This is a genomic window from Curtobacterium sp. UNCCL17 (genome assembly GCF_000686685.1).
Classification (GTDB): Bacteria; Actinomycetota; Actinomycetes; order Actinomycetales; family Microbacteriaceae; genus Curtobacterium; species Curtobacterium flaccumfaciens.
In genome coordinates this window covers 312,119-327,260 of record NZ_JMLI01000017.1, presented here as the reverse complement: position 1 = coordinate 327,260, position 15,142 = coordinate 312,119, and the positions used below count along the sequence as shown (strand labels likewise).

Sequence of the window (15,142 nt, the reverse complement as noted above, 5' to 3'; positions counted from 1 at the left end):
CGCTGCCGGAACGCGCACAAGGGGTGTTGCATCGGCACACTTCGACGTACGGTTGCCTCGCCTTCCACCAGAGGCCTCGTCGTCCACACGGAGATCAGGATCAGGGACATGCCCACAACACGAATCCGCCGGCTCGCACTCCCCCTCGTCGGAGCGGTCGCACTCGCGGTCGGTCTCGTCGCACCCACCGGCGCGACGGCATCGGCAGCCACCGTCGCCCCGCACGGCACTCCGCTGGTCGAGTACACCGCCAACATCACCGAGGGCGGGGCCGGCACCGGGTACTCCTCGTACATCAACGTGCACGACGCCTACAACAACGCGTTCTCCGTGGGGATCCAGTCCGACAAGGGGTCCACCGTGAGCAAGGGTGCGCCGCGGTTCATCTGGGAGCGCGTGCAGAACGGCAAGTTCACGTACGGCTACCTCGGCCCGGCGACCCACAACGTGACCCCGGTCGGACTCCGCTTCTACCCGAACAACGTCGGGACCTTCTTCGCGGACGGCCACACGATCGCGGCGGTCGGCCTGAACCTGAAGGGGCGCTTGTTCTTCAACGTCGAGGGGAACGGCCGCCTGAACGGCGACGTCGTCCACTCGTCGATGCGCAACGTGAAGATCACGGTGCGCAACAAGCCCGGCGTGAGCGGTCTGCAGGGCACGTGGAACACCAACTTCTCGTTCCACGGCCTGAAGGCACGCCAGGTCAACTCGCCGGCGGTCCAGGGAGCGACGTTCTGGGTGGACGGCCGTGTGAGCGGCCTGCCGAAGGGCGGCAACTGGGACACGACCGAAGTGGCGGGCATCGGCATGATCACCCAGCGCTGGTGACCGTCGGACACTGATCCGCGCGACGGGCATCACGCGGCCGTGCGTTCGTGCTCCTCGGGTGCGTCCAGGGCGCGCAGGCCGTCGACCTGACCGGCGTCGTCGAGATCGTGGTCGTGTTCGTCGTCCCGATCGACGTGGTCGGGCTCGACGTGATCGACCGACTCCTCGCCGTCCGCCCGGGCCTGGTCGTGCCCAGGAGCCGACCCGCGCTCGTCCGGGGTCGGGCCGCGCACCTCGCCGGTCCGGGGGTCGACGTCCGGGGTGACACCCGGCGTCACCGCCGAGTCCGAGGTGTGTCGAGGCACCTTGACCCAGTTGCTGATGCCCCACGCCAGATCGTGCCCGATGCCGTCGGCGTCGATCTCGACCGAGGTCCCACCGCGACCGTCGCGTTCCCACGTGCGGATGCGGACCCGGCCGGCGACGACGATCCGGTCGCCCTTCTTCAGGGACTTGAACACGTTCGATGCGAGCGACCGGAACGCGGTGACCGTGTACCAGTTGGTCGCGCCGTTGACCCAGGCGGCGGTTGCCCGGTCCCAACGGCGTGAGGGCGACGCGAGTCGGAGACTCGTGATGGCGATGCCGGTCTCGGTGACGAGGTGCCGGGGCTCGGTGGCGACGATTCCGCAGACGGTGATGATGTCGTTCATGCGTCGATCGTCACGGAGCCCGGGGCTGCGTCAGCGGCCCCGGGCTCGATCTGTGGCGTGTGGACCCGATCAGGCGACCTGTGGAGGACGAGTCCCCCGGGCCTCCTGTCCGGACCCGCTCAGTGGGCTCGGAACTCGGGCCGGGCGGCCAACGGTCCGAGCGCGGCGTGGACCGCACCCTTCGCGGACTCGAGGGACGGGTAGGGCCCGCCCGCCCGTCGGCGTCCGTAGAGCTCGACCTGGAAGCCGTCCGCCGCCCGGTGGATGCTGCCCACCGCGCCGGCCGGACCGATGGCGACCCAGGTTCCCGTGTTGTCCGTCATGTTCGAACCACCTCCTTGTGGCCCTGCCGTCCCGGGGTCAGGACGCCAGGATGTACTGACTGTAGGCCTTCCGGACCTTGTTCACCTTGGGCAGCGCCACTGCGAGGCAGTAACCCTGGCCCGGGTTCTTCGCGAAGAAGTCCTGGTGGTACTCCTCGGCGCGGTGGAACGCCGAGAGCGGCTCGATGGTGGTGACGATGCCGCCGTCCCAGATGTCGGAAGCCCGCTCGATCGCGTGCTCGAACAGCTCGCGCTGCGCGTCGTCGGCCGGGAACATCGCCGAGCGGTACTGCGTGCCCACGTCGCCGCCCTGACGGTTCAGCTGACGGGGGTCGTGCAGCGTGAAGAAGACGTCGAGGATCACGTCGACGGGGATCACCGACTCGTCGAACGTCACGGCGACCGCCTCAGCGTGCCCCGTCGTGCCGGTGCACACCAGTTCGTACGACGGCTCCTCGACGTGTCCGCCGACGTAGCCGGACACCACGTCCTGCACACCCTGGAGCGTGCGGTACACGGCGTCGAGACACCAGAAACATCCACCTGCGAGCACGAACGTGGTCATGGCCACTTCCTCTCTCCGGGCCGCCGATGCAGCCGCCTCATTCCTCCACAACAGTGTGCGCGGAGACCCTGTTCCCCAGATCTGATGGCACCCCTCGGCGTGTCGGTGGTCCGCCGTAGCGTCGGCACCACACCGACCAGGAGGCCAGCGATGCAGACCATCACCGAACCCGCACTGCGGATCCGCACCGTCCCGCTGGCCCGCGCCCGGGGCGACTACCGGATCCTCGACGTCCGCGACGACCTGAGCCGGGTCACCCGGGCCAACGGCGAGATCGTCGGGTACGTCGACCGCATCGACGTCGCCGGCGACACCGCGTACCGTGCCCGCCGGTACGTCGCGACCGAGCGCCGGTTCGTCGAGCTGCCGAGCGTGTGGTCGGCCGACGACGCCGTGGACACCCTGGGCTGGTCATGATGTTCCAGATTGGAATCATCTGCGGTGGGATGCGCGGAACGCCGTCCGGCCTCCCCGACGCCTGAACGTTCCGTGGGTATGGTGCGCGCATGGACTGGTGGAACGACCTGACCGACTGGACTTCGTCCGACACGGGTTGGCGGGTGCTCTCGGGCGCTGTGATCCCCTTCGTCGCCATCGTCGTGGCGGGCGTCATCGCGGCGCTCATCGGGCGCAGCGCGACGAAGCGGGTCGTGGCGCTGCAGGAGCGGGAATCGAAGAACGCGGCCGTGGCCGCGATCCTGACGGCTGCGCGCAAGGCAGCTGCGTGGGGATCGCTCGGACACGACGAGCGGGCCTACGCCGACCACCTCGCCGAGGACGCCGACATCCGGCTGCGCCTGCTCCCCGTGCAGGGTGCGCCACTGGCCGCCAACTGGGCACAGCACGAGATCGCCGACATCAAGAAGAACTCGTCGACGTTCAGCTTCCAGGCCGACCAGTCCCTCGCCGAGTTCCGAGACCGCCTGCTCGACTGGCAGGCGCGGCCGAGCCGTGCGCGCAAGCTCTTCAAGGCAGACCTCGAGCGCTGGAAGTTCGAGTCCCCGGACCCCGACGCCGACCTCATCAAGCGCCAGCAGGACTGGAACGCCGACCAGGCCGAACCCCCGCGCACGCAGGCGCAAGCGCAGGCGCAGGCGCAGGCAACGGCCCCGGCCGCTCCCGCCGAGCGTCCCACCCCGACGACGACCTCGCTGCGTCCGGCGCAGCGCCCCGCGTCCGCACCCTCGACTCCTCCGGCACCGGCCGCTGCCACCCCCGGTGCTGCTGCGCCCGGTGCTGCTGCACCAGGTGCTGCCGGCGGGACGACCCCGTCGTTCTCGGTGAACCGCGGTGCGGGCACGAACCCGAACCGCGGCACCACCGACCCGAACGCCACGCGTTCCTTCGGTGACAACACCACCCGCGTGTACGGCGACGACGAGGCTGCACCCCCGGTCCGTCCGACGCTGGGTACCCCGACCTCGCCCTCCCGCTCCCCCCAGGGACGCGGCACGGACGACACCGAGGTCGTGGACGACGCCAGCGCCACCCGCGCCTTCGGCGACACCGACCGCGCACCGCGGAACGACCGTCCGTCCTCGTCCGACCGCCCCGTCGCGACGCCCACCGCAGCCGACGCCCACGTCAACCGGGCACCCGCGAACGACGTCCCGCCCGCCTCGGCACCCCGGGTCGACACCCCCGGCGCGACGAACACCACGTCCGTCCCGACGCGGCTGAACCAGGCCCCCGCAGAGCCGGCCGACGCGAACGAGACGTCCGAGGCGCCGTACACGCAGCCGATCAGCGCCGCCGAGCTCCGACGCCGCGCCGCGGACGACGACGAGTAACAGCCACCACAACGAGCAGCAGCCAGCACGACGAGTAGTAGCCAGCTCGACGAGAACAGGGCCGCCATCCGGAGAGGATGGCGGCCCTGTTCGTCTTCGGCGCCCCCGGCAGGAATCGAACCCGCGGCACGGTGGGTAGAAACCACCTGCTCTATCCACTGAGCTACGGAGGCGAGCAGCGTCGATTGTAGCGGCGAGCGCCCCTCAGACGCTCGATGCACGCCCCGCCGCGTCGCCGCGACAGGGCTCGGCGGTCGCCCAACGGTCGGCCACCGTCTGCTCCCCGTTCCCCTCCACGACACCCGCGCTTCGTAGCGTCCGGAGCATGCGCACCACCGGTTCCGTCCTCGCCGTCGTGCCCGCCCGTGCCGGGTCGAAGGGGATCCCCGGCAAGAACCTCCGTACGGTCGCGGGGCGTTCGCTGGTCCGTCGAGCGGTCGAATCGGCACGACGTTCCGCGCGCATCGACGAGGTGGTCGTCACGACCGACGGCGACGCCATCGCTGCCGAGGCCGTCGCCGCCGGTGCCGCCGTGGTCCGCCGTCCGCCCGAGCTCGCCGGCGACGAGGCGTCCTCGGAGTCCGCGCTGCTGCACGTCCTCGACGCGATCAGCACGCCGCTGCCCGAGGTCCTCGTCTTCCTGCAGGCGACCTCGCCGTTCATCGACCCGGTCGACCTCGACGCCGCCGTCGCGCGCGTGGTCGACGGGCACGCCGACGCGGTGTTCGCCGCCGCTCCGTCACACGCGTTCCTGTGGCGGACCGCCCCGGACGGCACGGCGGTCGCGGTGAACCACGACGCTGCGACCAGGCCCCGTCGGCAGGACCGCGAGCCCGAGTACCGCGAGACCGGCGCCTTCTACGTGATGCGGACGGCGGGGTTCCTCGAGAACCGGCACCGGTTCCACGGCCGCGTCGAGCTGGCCGTCGTCGACGGTGCCGGCGCGATCGACATCGACGACGAGGCCGACCTGGCCCTCGCCGAAGCCCTCGCCGAAGCCCCGGCCCCTGCCCCGACCCCGACCCCGACAGCCACCACGACCCGAGACCCATCCCCGACGCGGGCCACCCCCGCACCGAACGGAGCACCATGACCGTCACCATCGGTACGTCCACGATCGGCGCGGGCCACCCCGCGTACCTCATCGGCGAGATCGGCCTCAACCACAACGGCGACGTCGACATCGCGAAGCAGCTCATCGACGTCGCTGCCGACGCGGGCCTGCAGGCCGTGAAGTTCCAGAAGCGCACCCCCGCGATCTCCACGCCGGAGCACATGAAGAACACCCCGCGCAGCACCCCGTGGGGCGACATGACCTACCTGGAGTACCGCTACCGCGTCGAGTTCGACCGCGACCAGTACATCGAGATCGGCGACCACGCGACCCTCCGGGGCCTCGACTGGTTCGCGTCGCCGTGGGACGAGCCGTCGGTCGACTTCCTCGAGGACCTCAACGTCGTCGCCTACAAGATCGCCTCGGCGTCCGTCACCGACCTCGGCATGCTCGCCGCCGTCGCCGCGACCGGCAAGCCCGTCATCCTGTCGACCGGCATGTCCACGCTCGAGCAGATCGACGCCGCCGTCGAGACCCTCGGCACCGACCGTCTCGTCCTCATGCACGCGACGTCGACCTACCCGCTGCCAGCCGAGGAGGCGAACCTCCGCATGATCGACACCCTCGCCCACCGGTACGCGGGCGTCCCCGTCGGGTACTCCGGCCACGAGCCCGGCCTGCAGATCTCCATCGCCGCGGTCGCCCTCGGCGCCACGGCCGTCGAGCGCCACATCACGCTCGACCGCACGATGTGGGGCTCCGACCACGCCGCGTCGCTCGAGCCGCACGGCCTGAAGACGCTCGCCCGCGACATCCGCATCATCGAGACCGCTCTCGGCGACGGCGTGAAGAGGATCTTCCCCGGCGAGCAGGCACCGCTCGCGAAGCTGCGTCGCGTCGGCGCGTGAGCGGAGCGCACGTGACCGGCCCGGTCGACGGGACCGGTGCCCTGGACGGGCCGGGTGACGGTGGTGCGCCGACAGACGGACGGGAGGCGCGCCTCCCGTCCGACGCGTTGCCACGCGTCCGACGCGTGGTCGGCCTGGTCGACACCGACTCGTTCGCGAAGTGGGGCGCCCACCTGCTGGCGAGCGCCCCGGCGGACTGGGACCTGGAGCTGCGCACCGTGGCGACCCCGCGGTCGGCGAGTCCGAAGCAGCTGCGGTCGGCGTTCCGCGGGCTCGACCGGCGACTCGCCCACCTGCACCGCGAACCACCCGCGCCCAAGGACGTCGACGCCGTCGTCGAGGAGCTCCGACAGGACCCGCCGGACGCCGTCCTGGTGTCGTTGATCGGACCGGTGGCCGAACTCGTGATCGACGAGGTGCACCGGCGGATCCCGCACCGTCCGGTGCTGGTGTCGGGGCTGCCGGGGATCTCGTTCCCGTCGAAGTGGAAGGGCATCTTCTTCCGCGCCCGAGCCGACCTGTTCGTGCTCCACAGCCACCGTGAGGTCCGCGCGTACGAGGAGATGGCGCGCGAGGGCGGCGTCGAGCCGCACTTCGCGCTCGCAACGCTGCCGTTCGCGCGGCGTGCCGGATCGACCGGCAGTGCCGGCGCGACCGATCCTGTCGGCGGTGTCGGTGGGACGGTTCGCGACTCCGTCGTCTTCGCGGCGCAGCCGAGTGTGCCGTCCGAACGGGCCGACCGGGCGCTCGTCGTGCGGTGGTTGGTCGAGACGGCGCGGGCGCACCCGGAGTGGCGCGTCGTCATCAAGACGCGCGCTGCGGCCGGCGAGCACCAGACGCACCGCGAGGAGCACCCCTACCCGGACCTGGTGCCCACGGACGCGCCGCCCAACCTCGTGGTGGAGAGCGGGCCGATGGCCGAACACCTCGACCGGGCGGTGGCACTCGTGACCATCAGCTCGACCGCGGTGCTCGAGGCGGCGGCACGGGGTGTCCCCGCGCTCACGCTGACCGACTTCGGCATCGGGCGGCACCTGATCAACGAGGTGTTCGTGGGGAGCGGCCTCGAGGGTGACGCCGTCGACCTGGTCGACGGACGGTTCGGGGTCGTCCGGCCGGAGTGGATGCGGGACAACTACTTCCACCCGGCCTCCGAGGACGACTGGCAGCACCGGCTCGTGGAGCTCATGGCCCGACGGGACGCCGGGGCCCTGGTGGACCGGGCGCCGGCGCGGCGGAGTCGCGGTGGGGTGCTGCGCCGTGCGTGGGAGCGGAAGAACGCCCTCGGCGGGGCAGATCGCAGCCCGCTCGGGCTGGTGGCGCTGGGCATCGGGGCGCCGATCCGGGGCGCGAAGCGTCTGGCGCGACGTGTTCGGGCGATGGTCGATCCGCCGGCACCCGTGGTGGTGGCGGCGCCGACGTCGCAGCGCGCGGGGGTCCGCGCCGCTGTGCCTGCGCCGGGGGCCGCGGCTGGCACGGCCGCGGCGCCTGCGGCTGCGGCTGCGGCGGCTGCGGCTCGTTCAGAGCGCCTTGGCCACCGCGAGCAGGAGCTGGTCACGGGTCGGGACGCCGGGTGAACGGAAGACCTCGGTGCCGTCGTCCTGCCGCACGATGATCGTGGGCGTGGACCGGATACCGAGGTCTTCCGCGTCGTCGGGGTGCGCCGCCACGTCGCGTTCGGTCACGGTGAGCCCGGGGACGAGCGCCGAGGCCTCGGCCGACACCCGGCGGGCGGCGGCGCACGGCGCACAGAAGGCGGACGTCCAGAGGTCGAGCTGCATGTGGTCCTGCAACGCGGCGGGTGGGGGTTCTACTCCCGGTCGAACTCGCCGCTGCGGTCGCCGCGGTCCTGCAGGTCGTCCACCGGGTCGGACTCCTCCGGCTCGTAGGTGAACTCGACCGAGATCTGGTCGAGGACCTGACGGGACTTGGTGGCGCGGTAGGTGAAGGCCGTCTGCAGGCCCTCGACGTCGGCGAACACCGTGACCTCGTCGTCCAGCGCGTCGCTCGTGGCGGTGCGGGTGTCGGTCGTGCCGTCGAAGGGGCCGCCGTGGAAGATCGCGGTGTACTCGTCGCCTTCGTGGATGGTGATGTCGCTCATGCCTCCCTTCTACCAGGCGGCGGCTGGTGCAGTCTGTTCGGGCCCGTCGTTGCTCGGCTGCACCGCCGTCGCGCTTCCGTTGCGCTTTGCATAGCACGGCTATATAGTTCAGCTATGGAAACACCGCGTGAGCAGACGATCGAGACCCTCCTCGTCTCCGTCAACCGCCTGATCCGCAGCGCCGTCCAGTCGACGGGCAACACCACGTCCGCCGCGGTCTGGCGCACGCTCGGCATCCTCGAGACCGACGAGCCCCTGCGACTCGGTGAACTGGCCACCGCCTCCCGTGTGGCGCAGCCCACGATGACCCGACTCGTCGCCGGCATGCTCGCAGATGGCCTGGTCAGCCGCAGTGTCGACCCGGACGACTCCCGCGGGCAGCTCATCGAACTCACCGAGGCCGGACGCGAACGACTCGCCTCCTGGCGCTCCACCCTCACCAGCACGGTCGGTCCGTTGTTCGCCGACCTGACCGACGACGACTGGGACGTCCTGCACCACGCGGCGAACCTGATCGCCCAGCGGACCCGGACAACCCCCAACGGAACGGAGATCCCCGCGTGAACGCCCACGCACCGGCCGGCCAGTCCGGCTCCATCCTCAAGCAGTCGTCCGCGGTCTGGGCGATCGCCTTCGCCTGCGTCGTCGCGTTCATGGGCATCGGCCTCGTCGACCCGATCCTCCCGGCGATCGCGGCGTCCCTCAAGGCGACCCCCGCGCAGACCGAACTGCTCTTCACGAGCTACCTCGCCGTCACCGGTGTCGCGATGTTCTTCACCAGCTGGGTCTCCAGCCGCATCGGCGCGAAGCGCACCCTGCTCATCGGACTCGCCCTGATCGTGGTGTTCTCGGTCCTGGCGGCGACGTCGAACAGCGTGTGGAGCATCATCGACTTCCGCGCCGGCTGGGGCCTCGGCAACGCGCTCTTCATCTCCACCGCGCTCGCGACCATCGTCGGGGCAGCGTCGGGCGGCACCGCCTCGGCGATCATCCTGTACGAGGCAGCGCTCGGCCTCGGCATCGCCGTCGGTCCCCTCGTCGGAGGTCTGCTCGGCTCGGTGAGCTGGCGCGGCCCGTTCTTCGGCGTCACGACCCTGATGGCCGTCGCGTTCATCGCCATCGTCGCCCTGCTGAAGACCGGCAGCCTCGAGAAGCCCACACCGACGAAGCTCTCCGCACCCTTCCGCGCCCTGACCCGTCCGGCGCTCGCAGCCCTCGCCGCGACCGCGCTGTTCTACAACATCGGCTTCTTCGTCCTGCTGGCGTACACCCCGTTCCCGCTCGGCTTCGGCGCGCTCGGCATCGGGTTCACGTTCTTCGGCTGGGGTGTCGGTCTCGCGATCACGTCGGTGTGGGTCGCCCCGATGCTCACCGCCCGTCTCCGGAGGACGACGGTGTTGAAGATCGCCCTGCCCCTGCTCGCGCTCGACCTGTTCGCCGCGGCCGTCGTCGTGCGTTCCCAGGTCGGCCTGATCATCTGCGTCGTCATCGGTGGCCTCGTGCTCGGCGTCCTGAACACCGTGCTCACCGAATGCGTCATGGAGGCCACCGACCTCCCCCGCTCGGTCGCCTCGAGCGCCTACTCCGCCGTCCGCTTCATCGGCGGCGCCATCGCCCCGCCCGTCGCGACCCTGCTCGCCGACGCGTACTCGCCCTCGGCGGCGTACGTCTTCGCGGGTGCGTCCGTCGCGGTCGCCTTCGTCGTGATCCTCTGCACCACGAGGGTCCTGCGTCGTGTCGACGACGGTGCCGAGCCGGAGCGTGTCGAGGCCGAGGCCATCACCGCCGGCGACATGGCTTAGCCGCCCGGGGGCCCGCGACTCGCATCCGCGCCCCACTTCCCCACTTCCCCACTTCCCCACGAACGGGCGAAATGCCGGAGTGTCCCCCTTGGGCATGCCGGCATTTCGCCCGTTCGTGCGTCCGCGCGCTCGCGCAGCCTCTCTCCCTTTCACCCCTCCCCCTCACCCGCGCGAGCGGGCGAAATGCCCGAGTCGCCCTGCGGACGAAGCCGGGCATTTCGCCCGCTCGCGCGGTCGGCTCACGGGCGGCCGGAGCGCTGCGGCAGGCGGGGCGGACGTGACTGCCTGGAGGCGCGGGGCGGCCTGACGGGGCAGCCACGGGCCTCCAGGCGGTCGCCTGTAGTGCCCGCGGCTCACCCCGCGAACGAGCGGGCGAAACATCCGGGTACGTCCAGAAGGCGACCGCGGCATTTCGCCCGCTCGGCTGGGCGCGGCCGTGCGAAGGCGCGACCGCGGCGCCGCCGTGGGCGAGCGGGCGGAATACCGCGGTCCGTCCGCGGGGCGGCCGCGGCATTTCGCCCGCTCGCGGTGACGACGCGGGGGCCGGCGGGAACGGTGCGGCAGGCGGGGTGGAAACGACCGCCTGGAGGCGCGGGACGGCCTGCCGGGGTCGCGGCGGGCCTCCAGGCGGTCGCCTGCACCGCGTGCGGCTCACGTGATCGACGAGCGGGCGGAACATCCGGGTGCGCCCGCAAGACGACCGCGGCATTTCGCCCGCTCGCGGATCGGACGCGCGGGACGGGTGACCGAGCACCGGCCACCGAGCACCGAGCCCGAGCACGCGCAGCCGCGAGCAGGCACGGGCGCGGCCGGGCGCAGCGGCACGTACGGGAGGCACGCAGGGCGGGAATAGGATCGAGGACATGGCAACCGCGAATGACCGCCTCGTCTGGATCGACTGCGAGATGACCGGCCTCGACCTCGAGGTCGACGAACTCGTCGAGGTGGCCGTGGTCATCACCGACTTCGACCTCGAGCCCGTGCACCCCGGCTTCGACATCGTCATCAAGCCGGACCAGTCCGCGCTCGACAACATGAACGAGTTCGTGACGAACATGCACGTCACCTCGGGGCTCCTCGAGGAGATCCCGAACGGCGTGAGCCTGGCGGACGCCGAGTACCAGGTGCTCGAGTACATCCTCCAGCACGTCCCCGCCGAGGGCTCCGCACCCCTGGCCGGCAACACGATCGGCACCGACCGCGCGTTCCTGTCGAAGTACATGCCGCGGGTCGACGGGCACCTGCACTACCGCAGCGTCGACGTGTCGAGCATCAAGGAACTCTGCCGTCGCTGGTTCCCCCGCGTGTACTTCAACGCACCGGAGAAGCACGGTGGTCACCGGGCCCTCGCGGACATCCTCGAGTCGATCCGCGAGCTCGAGTACTACCGCCGCGCCGGCTTCGTCGCCGAGCCCGGCCCGAGCACCGACGACGTGCGCGCCGTGCAGGCCGACGTCGTGGCGAAGTGGGAGTCACGGCTGGCGCAGCCCGCAGCCGAGTAGCGACACGGGTGGTCCGCACCCCGTCCCGCATGTACTACTATTGAGTGGTCGCGCCGGTCCGCCGGTTCGAACATGGTGGATATAGCTCAGTTGGTAGAGCGCCTGGTTGTGGTCTAGGAGGTCGCGGGTTCGAGACCCGTTATTCACCCAGTCGAGGGAGAGTCCTGTTGCGTGTGACGCAACCGGGGCTCTCCCTCAGTGTTTGTCTGGGCACCTCCGGCGCCGTGCGGCTTCGCCGCGAGGGTTCAACCGCAGGTGGTCAGCCGCGAGGGTTCAACCGCAGGTGGTCAGCCGCAGGTGCTCAGCCGCGAGTGGTCAGCGCGGTGTGGGACGATCCCTGCGTGATGGAGATGTCCGCCGACGCGTTCGAGCAACTCGTGACCGACGAACTCGACCTGCTGCCCGACGAGATGGTCGACGGGCTCGACAACGTGGTGTTCGTCGTCGAGGACGAGCCGGAGAACGGCGAAGAGCTGTTCGGCGTGTACGACGGCATCGCGGCCACCGAGCGCGGGCAGTACGGCTTCGGCGAACTCCCCGACCGCATCGTCGTGTTCCGGAAGCAGCACCTGGCCGAGTGCGACACCGTCGAGGAGCTCAAGGACGAGGTGCACACCACCCTCGTGCACGAGATCGGCCACTTCTACGGGATCGACGACGAGCGGCTGCACGAGCTCGGCTGGGCGTAGCGGTGAGCCGGAGCGCCGCGGCGCCCGGTGCCCGGGTTTCGGGCTCAGCGACATTCCTCGGGCCCACGGGCGCGAGAACTGTCGCTCACCGCGAAAACTCACGCCACCCCCGCCACACGCCGCCCGCCCCGGCCCCGCCCCGCGGCAGCCCGCGCCCCTCAGAACCGCGTCGGCCCCACCTCGTGGTACTTCTCCCACGCCCCCACCGGCCCCCGCCCGTGCAGCGCATACTCCCCCACCATCCGCTCCTTGTAGACCGCAGGGTTGTGCGACGCCACCACCCGGGCGTTCCGCCAGTGCCGGTCCAGCGCACGCGTCCGGTCGGCAGCGGACGCCCCGCCGACCTCGAACAGCTCGGACGCCGACTGCAGCACCCGCGGCCCGATCTCGACCTGCGCCTGGTACACGGCGTTCTCGGCCGCGTCGAGCACCACGCGGTCGACGCCGACCCCGGGCTCGTTCGTCGCGACGACCGCGTCGAGCAGCCCCGCGGCGGCGGCGACGAGTGACCGGGCGGTGAACGCCCCGGCCGACAGCCGCCCGAGCACCGCGAGCACCTGCGGGTCCTCCCCCGGCACGGCGGCGTTGGCGTGGATGTACGTGCGGGTCCGCGGTCGCACGAAGGCCACGGCGTCGTCGGACACGGCCTGACCGATCCCGGCGAGGACCGCCAGCAGGTACAGCTGGTAGAAGGCCTGGATGTGCGACAGCGGGGCGTCCCGGTACGCCGACACCGCCGAGGGGTCGACCGACACTCCGTCGAACACGGTCGTGCCGGACGCCGTCAACCGCTGCCCGAACCCGTCCCAGTCGTCGATGCTCCTGACGCCCGGCGCGGAGGCGTCGACGGCGAACGTCACGCGCTCCCCGTCACGGTCCGCCGCCAGGTAGATCCAGTCCGCGTAGAGCGTGCCGGTCGAGTAGAACTTCCGCCCGTCGAGGCGGAGGGAACCACCAGACGGCGTCACCGTCGTCGAGATGTCAGCCAGGGTCGTCCCGGTCCGCTCCGAGGTCGCGTTCCCGACGATCGCGCCGCCGACGATCCGGTCGAGCCACTGGTCCCGCGACGCCGAGTGCGGCCGCAGCAGCACCAGTTCGGTGTACCCGAAGTGTCCCCGCCACAGGTGCGCGATGTTCGAGTCCGCCGCCGCCAGGTCCGCCACCAGGTGCGCGAGTTCGACCAGCGTCACGCCGAAGCCGCCGCGGTCCTCCGGCACGCGCAACCGCCCGAACCCCGCGTCGGCGAGCGCCCGGACCTCGGCGTGCGGCAGCGGCCGGTCGCCGGGAGTGCCGGACGCGAGCTCACGCTCGACCGCGCCGTCGCGGATGGTCGCGAACACGGGCGCGAAGCGTTCGCGCAGGGTCGCCAGACGGTCGGCCGGGAGGCCCGTCACGGCTCCGTCGGTCGTCGTCGCGGCCGTCATGCGGGCACCTCCACCGCACGGGTCGCGTCGTCCGGGTGGGTCGCGTCGTCGGGGTGGGTCGCGGTCGCGCCGGCGCCGCCCGAGAACGCTCCGCGCCACCGCCTGGCGGGGTGCGAGTCCGGCAGCTGCGCGTGGCCGAAGAGCTTCTCGCGCAGGGTCCCCTCGCGGTACTCGGACTGCATCAGCCCGCGCTCCTGCAGGGTCGGCGCGATGTGGTCGACGAACTCCTCGTACGAGCCGGGCAGCGTCCAGTTGATGACGTTGACGCCGTCGACGCCCACCCGCTGCCAGTCGGCGAGCTCGTCGGCGATCTGCTCCGGCGTCCCGACGACCCGGGCGCGGAGCTTGGCGGACAGCCGGGCGAGGTCGGCGATGGTCGGTTCGCGGTCCCCGGCGGCCTCGCGGAGCCACTGCAGGTGCGACTGCCCGGCGTGGGTGCGGACCTCGGACAGCGGGGTGTCCGGGTCGAGGGGCTCCCCGGTGTCGGGGTCGAAGCCGAGGTTCGAGTGCACCAGGAACCCGTCGGCTGCCAGGTACTCGTCGATCTCCGCTTCCTTGGCCTTCGCCTCGGCCTCGGTGGAGCCGGTGACGAAGGTCAGGCCGAGGAAGAACGCGATGTCGTCCCGCTGTCGGCCGGCGGCCTCGGCCAGGTCGCGGGTCTCGCGGATGAGCTGTTCGGTGGCGTCCCGGTTCGAGGTCAGGATGAACTGCGCCTCGGCGTTCCGCGCGGCGAAGGCCCGGCCGGCGGGCGACGACCCGGCCTGGAACAGCACCGGGGTCCGCTGTGGTGACGGTGCCGACAGGTGCGGGCCCTGCACGTCGTAGCGCTTGCCGTGGTGGTCGATGCGGTGCACCCTGTCGGGGTCGGCGTAGCCACGGACGGGGTCCTTCAGCACGGCGCCGTCCTCCCACGAGCCCTCCCAGAGCTTCGCGCAGACCTCGAGGTACTCCTCGGCCCACACGTAGCGCTCGTCGTGCTCCTCGAGCCGGTCGGCCCCGAAGTTCCGGGCGGCGCTGTCGAGGGCGCTCGTGACGACGTTCCAGCCGATGCGGCCCCGGGTGATGTGGTCGAGCGTGGAGACCTTGCGGGCGAAGTCGAACGGGTGCGCCTGGATGACGCTCGAGGTGAACGCGAGCCCGAGGTGCTCGGTCGACACGGCGAGCGCGGAGAGCAGCACGGAGGGGTCGTTCGAGGGGATCTGCAGCCCCTCGCGCAGGTTGGTCGAGTAGTCGCCACGACCGGGGCCGTAGGTGCCCACGACGTCGGCGAAGAACATCGCGTCGAACCTGCCGCGCTCGAGGGTCCTCGCCAGGTCGGTCCACAGCGTCACGTCGTCGAAGTCCGCCTGCCGGGCGTCGGGGTGCCGCCACAGGCCGTGCTGGATGTGCGAGGTCGTGTTCATGACGAAGGCCGCGAAGCGCAGCGGACGGTTCGGTGCATCGCTCATGCGTCCCATCGTGGTCGGCGGGCACCGCCCGACGACAGCGACGTGACCTCCC

17 protein-coding genes and 2 tRNA genes are annotated in these 15,142 nt (G+C 71.4%); 11 read left to right on the top strand and 8 right to left on the bottom strand.

The window, feature by feature from the left end; genetic code table 11:
• Positions 1–108: 108 nt before the first annotated feature.
• Positions 109–831: a hypothetical protein gene (locus BR70_RS0101660; RefSeq protein ID WP_027464652.1), complete on the top strand. Its 723-nt coding sequence runs from the start codon at positions 109–111 to the stop codon at positions 829–831.
• A 29-nt stretch (positions 832–860) separates the two neighbouring features.
• Here BR70_RS0101660 and BR70_RS22015 read toward each other — a convergent pair whose 3' ends face one another.
• The 3 genes from BR70_RS22015 to msrA all read right to left on the bottom strand — a co-directional run bounded on the left by BR70_RS22015 (position 861) and on the right by msrA (position 2,372).
• Entirely contained in the window at positions 861–1,484 is a 624-nt protein-coding gene (locus BR70_RS22015) for a single-stranded DNA-binding protein (RefSeq protein ID WP_051596523.1), read from the bottom strand.
• A 119-nt stretch (positions 1,485–1,603) separates the two neighbouring features.
• Positions 1,604–1,807 carry a hypothetical protein gene (locus BR70_RS0101650; RefSeq protein ID WP_027464651.1) on the bottom strand — a complete coding sequence of 68 codons (204 nt, stop codon included), beginning with the start codon at positions 1,805–1,807 and terminating at the stop codon, positions 1,604–1,606.
• A gap of 37 nt (positions 1,808–1,844) precedes the next feature.
• A complete protein-coding gene (gene msrA / locus BR70_RS0101645) occupies positions 1,845–2,372 on the bottom strand; it encodes a peptide-methionine (S)-S-oxide reductase MsrA (protein ID WP_027464650.1) in 528 nt (175 codons plus the stop codon).
• A gap of 150 nt (positions 2,373–2,522) precedes the next feature.
• On the opposite strand from msrA, the gene BR70_RS0101640 reads away from it, so the two are divergent.
• Positions 2,523–2,789 carry a hypothetical protein gene (locus BR70_RS0101640; protein ID WP_051596522.1) on the top strand — a complete coding sequence of 89 codons (267 nt, stop codon included), beginning with the start codon at positions 2,523–2,525 and terminating at the stop codon, positions 2,787–2,789.
• Between the two features lie 89 nt (positions 2,790–2,878).
• Positions 2,879–4,162 carry a hypothetical protein gene (locus BR70_RS22010; protein ID WP_051596521.1) on the top strand — a complete coding sequence of 428 codons (1,284 nt, stop codon included), beginning with the start codon at positions 2,879–2,881 and terminating at the stop codon, positions 4,160–4,162.
• A gap of 100 nt (positions 4,163–4,262) precedes the next feature.
• On the opposite strand, the gene BR70_RS0101630 is transcribed toward BR70_RS22010, so the two are convergent.
• Positions 4,263–4,335: transfer RNA gene (locus BR70_RS0101630), tRNA-Arg, on the bottom strand.
• Positions 4,336–4,487: 152 nt separating this feature from the next.
• On the opposite strand from BR70_RS0101630, the gene BR70_RS18995 reads away from it, so the two are divergent.
• From BR70_RS18995 to BR70_RS22005, 3 genes are read left to right on the top strand one after another with little or no spacing between them, the layout of a single operon-like run.
• On the top strand, positions 4,488–5,255 hold the full coding sequence (locus BR70_RS18995; RefSeq protein WP_051596520.1) for an acylneuraminate cytidylyltransferase family protein: 768 nt from the start codon (positions 4,488–4,490) through the stop codon (positions 5,253–5,255).
• Complete coding sequence (locus tag BR70_RS0101620) at positions 5,252–6,124, top strand: N-acetylneuraminate synthase family protein (RefSeq protein ID WP_017886049.1); 873 nt, start codon at positions 5,252–5,254, stop codon at positions 6,122–6,124. Before BR70_RS18995 ends, BR70_RS0101620 begins: the two co-directional genes overlap by 4 nt.
• Positions 6,121–7,701, top strand: coding sequence for a DUF6716 putative glycosyltransferase (locus tag BR70_RS22005; RefSeq protein WP_155896726.1), 1,581 nt, complete (start codon positions 6,121–6,123; stop codon positions 7,699–7,701). Before BR70_RS0101620 ends, BR70_RS22005 begins: the two co-directional genes overlap by 4 nt.
• Here BR70_RS22005 and BR70_RS0101610 read toward each other — a convergent pair.
• Both BR70_RS0101610 and BR70_RS0101605 read right to left on the bottom strand, forming a co-directional pair.
• Positions 7,645–7,905, bottom strand: a complete 261-nt coding sequence (locus tag BR70_RS0101610; RefSeq protein WP_027464648.1) for a thioredoxin family protein — start codon at positions 7,903–7,905, stop codon at positions 7,645–7,647. The genes BR70_RS22005 and BR70_RS0101610 overlap by 57 nt on opposite strands.
• Before the next feature lie 29 nt (positions 7,906–7,934).
• The gene (locus BR70_RS0101605; RefSeq protein ID WP_027464647.1) at positions 7,935–8,225 is read right to left on the bottom strand and encodes a hypothetical protein; all 291 of its coding nucleotides are present in this window, start codon (positions 8,223–8,225) and stop codon (positions 7,935–7,937) included.
• Positions 8,226–8,339: 114 nt separating this feature from the next.
• Here BR70_RS0101605 and BR70_RS0101600 point away from each other — a divergent pair, with 114 nt between their 5' ends.
• From BR70_RS0101600 to BR70_RS0101580, 5 genes are all read left to right on the top strand, one after another.
• Entirely contained in the window at positions 8,340–8,789 is a 450-nt protein-coding gene (locus tag BR70_RS0101600) for a MarR family winged helix-turn-helix transcriptional regulator (RefSeq protein WP_027464646.1), read from the top strand.
• Entirely contained in the window at positions 8,786–10,027 is a 1,242-nt protein-coding gene (locus tag BR70_RS0101595; protein ID WP_027464645.1) for an MFS transporter, read from the top strand. The genes BR70_RS0101600 and BR70_RS0101595 overlap by 4 nt, the downstream gene beginning before the upstream one ends.
• Before the next feature lie 863 nt (positions 10,028–10,890).
• The gene (gene orn, locus BR70_RS0101590) at positions 10,891–11,529 is read left to right on the top strand and encodes an oligoribonuclease (RefSeq protein ID WP_027464644.1); all 639 of its coding nucleotides are present in this window, start codon (positions 10,891–10,893) and stop codon (positions 11,527–11,529) included.
• A gap of 75 nt (positions 11,530–11,604) precedes the next feature.
• Positions 11,605–11,677, top strand: a tRNA-His gene (locus BR70_RS0101585).
• Positions 11,678–11,873: 196 nt separating this feature from the next.
• Positions 11,874–12,218 carry a metallopeptidase family protein gene (locus BR70_RS0101580; RefSeq protein ID WP_035807616.1) on the top strand — a complete coding sequence of 115 codons (345 nt, stop codon included), beginning with the start codon at positions 11,874–11,876 and terminating at the stop codon, positions 12,216–12,218.
• 158 nt (positions 12,219–12,376) lie between these two features.
• Here the strand turns inward: BR70_RS0101580 and BR70_RS0101575 are convergent, their stop codons facing one another.
• Positions 12,377–13,642, bottom strand: a complete 1,266-nt coding sequence (locus BR70_RS0101575) for an acyl-CoA dehydrogenase family protein (protein WP_027464642.1) — start codon at positions 13,640–13,642, stop codon at positions 12,377–12,379.
• Positions 13,639–15,090, bottom strand: coding sequence for an LLM class flavin-dependent oxidoreductase (locus BR70_RS0101570; RefSeq protein ID WP_027464641.1), 1,452 nt, complete (start codon positions 15,088–15,090; stop codon positions 13,639–13,641). Before BR70_RS0101570 ends, BR70_RS0101575 begins: the two co-directional genes overlap by 4 nt.
• Between the last annotated feature and the right edge of the window lie 52 nt (positions 15,091–15,142).